The organism is uncultured Fretibacterium sp. (assembly GCF_938040765.1).
Classification (GTDB): domain Bacteria; phylum Synergistota; class Synergistia; order Synergistales; family Aminobacteriaceae; genus CAJPSE01.
Map to the genome: position 1 here is coordinate 1 of NZ_CALIAA010000213.1, position 6,070 is coordinate 6,070.

General features: G+C 65.4%; 7 protein-coding genes. 3 read left to right on the forward strand and 4 right to left on the reverse strand.

The features are described 5' to 3' along the window. From purN to Q0176_RS07310, 4 genes are all read right to left on the reverse strand, one after another. Positions 1 to 679: phosphoribosylglycinamide formyltransferase (gene purN, locus Q0176_RS07295; protein WP_299300848.1), on the reverse strand; the 679-nt coding region annotated here is incomplete at its 3' end. After that, a complete protein-coding gene (gene purM / locus Q0176_RS07300; RefSeq protein WP_299300851.1) occupies positions 673 to 1,704 on the reverse strand; it encodes a phosphoribosylformylglycinamidine cyclo-ligase in 1,032 nt (343 codons plus the stop codon). The genes purN and purM, both read right to left, overlap by 7 nt. Further along, a complete protein-coding gene (gene purE, locus Q0176_RS07305) occupies positions 1,701 to 2,201 on the reverse strand; it encodes a 5-(carboxyamino)imidazole ribonucleotide mutase (RefSeq protein ID WP_299300854.1) in 501 nt (166 codons plus the stop codon). Before purE ends, purM begins: the two co-directional genes overlap by 4 nt. 18 nt (positions 2,202 to 2,219) lie before the next feature. Continuing rightward, entirely contained in the window at positions 2,220 to 2,954 is a 735-nt protein-coding gene (locus tag Q0176_RS07310) for a GntR family transcriptional regulator (protein ID WP_299300857.1), read from the reverse strand. A gap of 275 nt (positions 2,955 to 3,229) precedes the next feature. Between Q0176_RS07310 and Q0176_RS07315 the strand changes: the two genes are divergently transcribed. The 3 genes from Q0176_RS07315 to Q0176_RS07325 are packed head-to-tail and all read left to right on the forward strand — an operon-like array spanning position 3,230 to position 5,888. Next, positions 3,230 to 4,504 (forward strand): TMEM43 family protein, encoded by a 1,275-nt coding sequence (locus Q0176_RS07315; RefSeq protein ID WP_299300860.1) that lies wholly within the window; start codon positions 3,230 to 3,232, stop codon positions 4,502 to 4,504. 31 nt (positions 4,505 to 4,535) lie between these two features. Then, positions 4,536 to 5,132, forward strand: coding sequence for a hypothetical protein (locus Q0176_RS07320; RefSeq protein ID WP_299300862.1), 597 nt, complete (start codon positions 4,536 to 4,538; stop codon positions 5,130 to 5,132). A gap of 30 nt (positions 5,133 to 5,162) precedes the next feature. Continuing rightward, positions 5,163 to 5,888, forward strand: coding sequence for a hypothetical protein (locus Q0176_RS07325; RefSeq protein WP_299300865.1), 726 nt, complete (start codon positions 5,163 to 5,165; stop codon positions 5,886 to 5,888). Positions 5,889 to 6,070 lie beyond the last annotated feature (182 nt).

Here is a 6,070-nt window from a genome sequence, read left to right on the forward strand (position 1 = left end):
AGGGGGGGGCAACGCCCCCCCCTGGGAAGGATATAAGGGGTTCCAAGGGGGCTTGCTCCCTTGGCGGGGTTTGGGGCGGAGCCCCAAGGTCTCTGCAGAGCCTTTCGACCGCCTCGGGCAGCAGGCGCCATTCGGCCTGTTCCATCACGCGGCGCTGGAGCGTCTCCGGCGTGTCGTCCGGCAGCACCTCCACGGCCTTCTGCATCAGGATGGGGCCGCCGTCGGGCGTCTCGTCCACGAGGTGCACCGTCGCGCCGGTGATCCGGACCCCTGCGTCCAGCGCCGCTTTATGGACCTTCAGGCCGTAGAGCCCGCGCCCGCAGAAGGACGGGATCAGCGAGGGGTGGACGTTCACGATCCGTCCCGCGTAGCGGGCGACGAAGGCGCCGCTCAGGATCTGCAGGAACCCTGCCAGGACCACGACGTCGATGCGCTCCTCGTCGAGCAGCTCCAGCAGGCGCCGCTCGAACGACGCCGCGTCGGGGAAGGCGCGTCGCTCGACGGCCTCGGCCCGCACGCCGTGGGCGTGGGCCCGGCCCAGGGCTCGGGCGTCGCCGCGGCTGGAGAGGACCAGGACGATGCTGCCGCTCCGCAGGCGGCCCTCGGTTCGGGCGTCCAGGAGCGCCTGGAGATTGGTCCCCCCGCCCGAGACCAGCACGGCAATCCGCGCGCTCAGCACAGCACGACGCCCTCCGTGCCCGGGACGACCGTGCCGATCGGGTATGCCTCCACCCCGTTCTCGCGCAGCACCCGCACGGCCGCGTCCGCGTCCTCCGGGCCGACGACCGCGGTCATCCCCACGCCCATGTTGAAGATCCGGAACATCGCATCCTCGTCCAGCCCGCCCTCGCGCTGCAGCAGGCTGAAGATCGGGGGGACGCGCAGGGCCTTGCGGTCGATGCGTGCCGTCAGACCGTCGGGCAGGCTGCGCGGGATGTTCTCGTGGAACCCGCCGCCCGTGATGTGGGCCAGGGACCGGACCGGCACCTCCCGCAGCAGGGCGGCTACGGGACGCGCGTAGATGCGCGTGGGGGTCAGCAGCGCGTTGCCCAGCGAGGTTCCGAGCTCGGGCACGGCCGCGTTCAGGTCGCGCCGCTCGACATCGAAGACCTTGCGGACGAGCGAGAACCCGTTGGAGTGCAGGCCCGACGAGGGCAGGGCGATCAGGACGTCGCCCGCCCGGACTCGGCTGCGGTCCAGCATCTCGGAGCGCTCGGCCACCCCCACGGCGAAGCCCGCCAGGTCGTATTCGTCCGGGGCGTAGAAGCCCGGCATCTCCGCCGTCTCGCCTCCGATCAGCGCGCAGCCGGCCTGGACGCAGCCCTCGGCCACGCCCGAGACGACGGCCGCCACCCGCTCCGGGACGTTCTTGCCCACGGCGATGTAGTCCAGGAAGAACAGGGGCCGCGCGCCGCTGCACAGGATGTCGTTGACGCACATGGCCACGCAGTCGATGCCGACGGTGTCGTGCCGGCCCGTCAGAAAGGCCAGTTTCAGCTTGGTCCCGACCCCGTCCGTTCCGCTGACCAGCACCGGCTCGCGCAGGCCGGCCGGGAGCGCGAACGCGCCGCCGAACCCGCCGAGCTCCGACAGGACGCCCGAGGTCCGGGTGCGCGCGACCGACGCGGCCATCAGGCGCACCGCCTCGTAGCCCGCCTCCACGTCCACGCCGGACCGGGCGTAGTCCTCGCGCCCGGCGGTCATGGTTCGGTCTCCAGCCGTTTGCGCAGGGCGGCGTCCTTCTGGGCGACCTCCCGCTCCATGGCCTCGGCGCGCTCCTCCAGCATGGCGGCCAACGCTCCATCCTCCACGGCGAGGATCCGGGCCGCGAGCCATGCGGCGTTGGCGGCCCCGTCGATCGCCACAGCGGCGACCGGTACGCCCGACGGCATCTGGACGGTCGAGAGCAGGGCATCCAGCCCCCCCAGGTCGGGGGACCGGACCGGGACCCCGATGACGGGAAGGCGCGTGTGCGCGGCGACGACGCCCGCCAGGTGCGCAGCCTTGCCCGCCAGGGCGATGATCGCCCCAAACCCCTCGCCCCTTGCGCCCCTCGCGAACGACGCCACGGCGTCGGGCGTGCGGTGTGCCGACATGACGTGCGCGGCGAAGGGGATACGGAGGGATCGGAGCACGCCGAACGCGCGCTCCGCCACGGGAAGGTCGCTGTCGCTCCCCAGAATCACGGCAACTTTTTTCATGGTCCTCTCCTTAAAGACTTATATTTTTTTGCTCATCAGCGTTTGGCGGATGATGCCGTCGGCGTAGAACTGCCGGGCGTAAAGGATCGGACGGCCCGCGACGTCGTAGTCCACCTCGTCCATATAGAGCAGCGGGGTCCCGGGCGCAAGCCCCAGCGCCTCCGCGATGCGTCCGTCCGCGGGCACGGCCCTGATCTCCGTCAGGTCCATGCAGGGCTCCGCTCCGCAGTGATCCTCGAGAAAATGGAAGATCGGGAGCTCCATCTCCTTAGGGTCCGGCAGAGGGGCCCGGACCATCCGGAAGGGGATGTAGTCCTCGCAGTAGATCGCAGGCCGCCCGTCCGCCGTCACCAACCGCACGTTCCGCAGCACCGGTTCCTCCGCCTCCAGCCCCAGCCGCTCCGCCGCTCCGGCCCCGGCAGGCAGGCGCTCCGTTGAAAGGAGGACGACATCCGGGCGATAGCCCGACCGCTCCACCATCTCGAGGAACTCGACCTCCAGGTCCATGCGGACCGCCAGAGCCAGGACGTGCCGGTTGATCATCGTCCCCACGCCGTGCCGGCGGCTGATGAACCCCTCGCGTTCGAGCCGGGCCAGGGCGTCCCGGAGCTGCGTGCGGCTGACGTCCATGCGTTTGGCCAGGTCGTTTTCGCTGGGCAGGTACTTCGCGCCGCGGAAGGCCCCCTCCCGCATCTCGTGCAGAAGCCGCGATTGAAGGGTGGATTGAAATTTTTTCCCACGTTTTCCGGACATCCTGTATCCTATTGCCCTCTTTCCTGAAAGGTAATACCTTTCGTGCTGCCTCCTGAACTATACGGGAAGGGGGGCGGATTGTAAAGCGGTGCGTGCGGCGGCACACCGGAAAGGAAGGCAAGGGGAATGGCAAAAACCACCCCGGATATCCACCCCCGGGGGGGTTGCATAAAACGGCGAACGCTATCATTATCATCGTATAGATTTCTTCGGGCCATCCCGGCGGTCTTGAGAGAGGCTGATTGCTTGACTTTATTTTGAGGAGGAAGCGGACAATGGCTTACACGGAGACTACGCAGACAAGTTGGGGAAGCCGTCTGGGCGGTGCGTTCAAGGGGATAGTGGCGGGCATTGTCCTGGTCGTGGCGGGGACGTGCCTTCTGTATTGGAACGAGGGCCGGACCGTCAAGACGGGCGGGGCGATCAACGAGGCCCGCAGCGTCGCGGTCGAGGTGGACGACATCTCCAGGGTCGATCCCGCCCTGGCGGGAAAGGTGATCTATGCGACGGGCCGGGCCGAAACCCGGGACGTGCTCACGGACCCCATCTTCGGCGCGTCCGCCACGGCCATCAACATCAGCCGGAAGGTGGAGTACTATCAGTGGGAGGAGCACTCCAGGCAGGAGAAGCGCAAGAAGCTGGGCGGCGGTGAGGAGACCGTCACCACCTACACCTACACCCAGGAATGGGTCGGCGAACCGATCGACTCGGGGGAGTTCCGCGACCCGGAGTATCAGGGGCGCAACAAGGTCCTGGCCAAGTACGAGGACGAGACGCTCTACGCGTCTAATGTTTCCTTCGGGGCCTATACGCTGCCGGACTTCCTGAAGCGCTCCATCGGCGGGGCCGTTCCGCTGAATATCGTATTGGACGAGGAGAGGAAGAAGGCGATCTTCGAGGGGCTCTTGGTGGAGGCCGGCCCGGTGGGGAACCTTGTGCTTCCGGCGGTGGGCTCCTCCGACTTGGCATCCCTGGACGCCGCGGTCCGGGATGCCGGGGCGAGCGCGGTTCAGCCTCAGGACCGTTACGTCCACGCGCAGGGCAACGTCCTCTACCTTGGAGAGAAACCCGGCTCGCCGCAGATCGGCGATGTCCGCGTGACCTTCACTCAGACGCCTCCGGCCGACGTGTCCATCATCGCGCAGGTGGCCGGGAACACCTTCGAGAAGTTCACGGCCTCCAACGGCTACACCTTCAGCCGACTGAACATGGGTACGGTCGGCATGGAGAAGATGTTCGCCGGCGCCGAGAGCGACAATGCGACCACGGCCTGGATCCTGCGCGTCGTGGGAACGATCGTCGTCATCGTCGGCTTGGGGGCGATCTTCCGTCCGCTCTCCGTCATCGCAGACGTGATCCCGATCCTGGGAAGCATCGTCGGGGCGGGGACGGGGTTTGTGGCCTTCCTGCTGGGGCTGGCGTGGTCGCTCCTGGTCATTGCCGTTGCATGGATCCGATTCCGGCCCGTTCTGGCGGCGTCTCTCCTCGGAGGGGTTGTCGTCCTGCTGGGGCTCCTGTTTGTGAAGGGGCGTAAGGGCAAGGCGGCGTGACGTCAAAAAACGAAAAGGGAGGTTTTTGCAGATGAAACGGTCGATAGGGTTCTCCTTCCTGGCGGTTCTGCTGTTCTGCGTGCTGTTCCCCGTGGGGACGGCCTTTGCGGTGACGAAGGTGCAGATCGTGGAGTACCAGTGTCGGGTGTGCGACAAAATCTATTACAGCTTCAAAGGGGATAAGCTGGACGATGAGAAACTTATGGTACAGGATGTCCAGCTCAACAGGCTGTCGAAGCTGGGCGAGGCGGGTAAGCGTCTGGAGGAGTGCAAGGGGGGAATCAAGTCGCACATCTTCGACAAAAAACGCGAGGGGGAGGCCACGATGGAGTTCGTCTCCAAGAACCTGCAGCGGTTCGTCGCCATGAAGGACGGCGGCTCCGTGAACGCGACTTTGACGGAGTGGAAATGTTTCATCTGCGAAAAACCCTTCTACTCCCTGAACGGGGAGGACCTGAACATCAAGGAGTGGGACGAGCAGCAGAATTACCTCTTCAACTTGAAAGGGCGCCCCATATACCGGTGCAAGGACGGCTATTACGGGCATGTCTTCAAGTCCCTGAAGGAGAGCAGCTTCAGATCTCTCGAACTTGTCATCAAAGTGGAAAATGTGTACTGGTCCAAGTAGAGCACCGATTATGTTGGGGAGGTGAACGGCATGCGTTTGAAAAAACTTTCCGCCGTGCTGGCGCTGTCGGCTCTGCTCGTCGTCGTCGGACGGGAGGCCCGGGCCGCGCTCCCGCGGAACTATCAGGAGTTCAAGGCCCGCTACCAGCAGGAGGGCAGGACGCCGGAGGGCGCGCTGAAGCTGTATTTCGAGGCCGTGTTCTGCTACATCGACGAGGCGACGCGGGCCGAGGGTTCGAAGATGGTGCGCTACGCCCTGCACTACGACAGGCCAATCGAACAATCGAACAACCTGGTGACGTTCGTGGAGCGCCTGCGGGACCCTGAGATGCAGCACATCTTTCGCAGCTTTGCGGCAGGGACCTCTCCAGAGAACGACTATCGGATGTCGCCGGACAACTTCAATCTCGTCGTGGTCAACAAGCTTCGGGAGCAGGGGTACCTTCGATTCTTCCTTCAGAGTTCCGGCGCCGACTCCCCCAGGCCCGTGTGGGTGAAGGAGTTCGACGGCCTGTGGTACACGATCAACAACTCCAGCACGTACCTCGAGGTGCGACCGCCCAAGGCCTTCATCGACCGCACGAAGAACGCGCACGATGCGGACTACGACGCTTCTCCGGCGCCGGCCCCCAAGAAGCGGGACAATGACAATGACGCGGCTCCATCGGATGCCGGGTTGTCGGACGAAAAAGGGTCCCCCGAGCCTTCGGATGGTGGAAAATCGGGCAAGGACGACGGAGAGATCGTTTTCAAGTAGGCGGGGGACAAATCCGCTGAATAGGATAACTGAAAAAGGGGAGGAGGGCCGAAAGGCCGTCCTCCCCGATGTCATTCATACCAGGAGATAGATCAGGACGAACAGGAGCCCCAGCGCGAAGGCCAGCAGGCTGTAGGCGAGGCTCGAGGGCAGGAATGCCCGGAAGGAGGGGATGTCCTTCT

Coding starts and splice junctions, on each gene's coding strand:
- Q0176_RS07320 (WP_299300862.1), top strand. CDS start 4,536: ATGAAACGGTCGATAGGGTTCTCCTTCCTGGCGGTTCTGCTGTTCTGC.
- purM (WP_299300851.1), bottom strand. CDS start 1,704: ATGACCGCCGGGCGCGAGGACTACGCCCGGTCCGGCGTGGACGTGGAG.
- Q0176_RS07325 (WP_299300865.1), top strand. CDS start 5,163: ATGCGTTTGAAAAAACTTTCCGCCGTGCTGGCGCTGTCGGCTCTGCTC.
- purE (WP_299300854.1), bottom strand. CDS start 2,201: ATGAAAAAAGTTGCCGTGATTCTGGGGAGCGACAGCGACCTTCCCGTG.
- Q0176_RS07315 (WP_299300860.1), top strand. CDS start 3,230: ATGGCTTACACGGAGACTACGCAGACAAGTTGGGGAAGCCGTCTGGGC.
- Q0176_RS07310 (WP_299300857.1), bottom strand. CDS start 2,954: ATGTCCGGAAAACGTGGGAAAAAATTTCAATCCACCCTTCAATCGCGG.